Annotated in this window: 1 protein-coding gene and 1 pseudogene; both read left to right on the forward strand. The window is 70.9% G+C overall.

Annotated elements, in window-relative coordinates:
- Window positions 1-39 precede the first annotated feature (39 nt).
- Window positions 40-1,464: an amino acid permease gene (locus AB0N07_RS50660; protein WP_365847727.1), complete on the forward strand. Its 1,425-nt coding sequence runs from the start codon at window positions 40-42 to the stop codon at window positions 1,462-1,464.
- Between the two features lie 22 nt (window positions 1,465-1,486).
- Window positions 1,487-1,740: pseudogene (locus AB0N07_RS50665) on the forward strand (hypothetical protein); the annotation flags it as partial.

Consider the following 1,740-nt stretch of genomic DNA (forward strand, 5'->3'; position numbering starts at 1 on the left):
CCCGCCTCCGCCGCCCACATCACCCCCGAGGGCGGCTCCCTGCGGCGCTCCCTCAAATCCCGGCACCTGACGATGATCGCGATGGGCGGCGCCATCGGCACGGGCCTGTTCGTGGCCTCGGGCAACACCATCGCGACCGCCGGCCCCGGTGGCGCCCTTGCGGCCTACGTGGCCATCGGCTTCATGGTGTTCCTGCTGATGCAGTCGCTCGGTGAGATGTCCACGTACCTGCCGGTCTCCGGCGCGTTCGAGGAGTACTCGACCCGCTTCGTGAGCCCCTCGTTCGGCTTCGCCATCGGCTGGAACTACTGGTACAACTGGGCGATCACGGTGGCCGCCGAGCTCGTCGCGGCGGCCCTGATCATGCGGTACTGGCTCCCGGACGTGCCCTCGTGGATCTGGTCCGCGACCTTCCTCGCGCTGCTCTTCGGCCTCAACGCCCTCTCCACGCGCGCCTACGGCGAGAGCGAGTTCTGGTTCTCGCTCATCAAGGTCGCCACCGTGGTGATCTTCCTGGTGCTCGGCGTCCTGATGATCGTCGGCATCCTCGGCGGCTCCTCCCCCGGCTTCCACAACTGGACGGACGGCGAGGCCCCCTTCGTGGGCGGCGGCGCCGGCATCCTGGCGATCTTCATGGTGGCCGGCTTCTCCTTCCAGGGCACCGAGCTGGTCGGCGTGGCCGCGGGTGAGGCCGAGGACCCGGAGAAGAACGTGCCCAAGGCGATCCGCACCGTGTTCGTGCGCATCCTGCTCTTCTACGTCGGCGCGATCACCGTCGTCGGCTTCCTCATCCCCTACACCAGCCCCCACCTGCTGGGCAGCGACGTCGAGGACATCTCGATCTCCCCGTTCACGCTCGTCTTCGAGAACGCGGGTGTGCTCGCCGCCGCCTCCGTGATGAACGCCGTGATCCTCACGGCCATCCTCTCCGCGGGCAACTCGGGCCTGTACGCCTCCACCCGCATGCTCTGGGCCCTGGCCGACTCCGGCAAGGCCCCGCGCTTCCTGGCGAAGGTGAACCGGCGCGGCGTGCCCATGAACGCCCTCTACGCCACCACCGCGGTGGGCGCGGCGTGCTTCCTGACCACGTTCATCGGGGACGGCGCCGCCTATGTGTGGCTCGTCTCCGCCTCGGGCCTGGCCGGGTTCATCGTGTGGATGGGCATCGCCTGGAGCCACTACCGGTTCCGGCGGGCCTACGTCGCGCAGGGCCACGACTCGAAGGACCTGCCCTACCGCGCCTTCCTGTTCCCCCTGGGCCCGATCGTGGCGCTGGTCATGTGCGCCGTCGTGATCCTCGGGCAGAACTACCAGGCGTTCATGGGCGACGTGGACCTCGTGGCCGTGGCCAGCGCGTACATCGGCCTGCCCCTGTTCCTCGCGCTGTGGCTCGGGCACAAGCTCGTCACCGGCTCGAAGCCGGTCCGCTACGAGGACGCCGACCTCACCCGCGTCCTGGACTGAGTCCCCCACCTCGGAGGTCGCCGTGCCCGCCCCCTCCCACGCTCCCGCCGCCACCCACACCGCCCGGGGCCGCCTGGTCTGGGTGGACGTCGCGCGCGGCCTGGCCCTGGTCGCGATGATGGTCGCCCACACGGCGCCCGCCGGCGGCCCGGGTGGGGTGCTCCACCTCTCCGAGCACCTCACGGCGCCCCTGTTCGCCGCGCTCGTCGGGGTGGGCGCGCGGCTCGAGGCGGAGCGCCTGGGTCCTCGGCGCTCCGTGCCCCGCGCGCTCATCCG

The sequence above is a fragment of the Streptomyces sp. NPDC051172 genome (assembly GCF_040682555.1).
Lineage (GTDB): Bacteria > Actinomycetota > Actinomycetes > Streptomycetales > Streptomycetaceae > Streptomyces.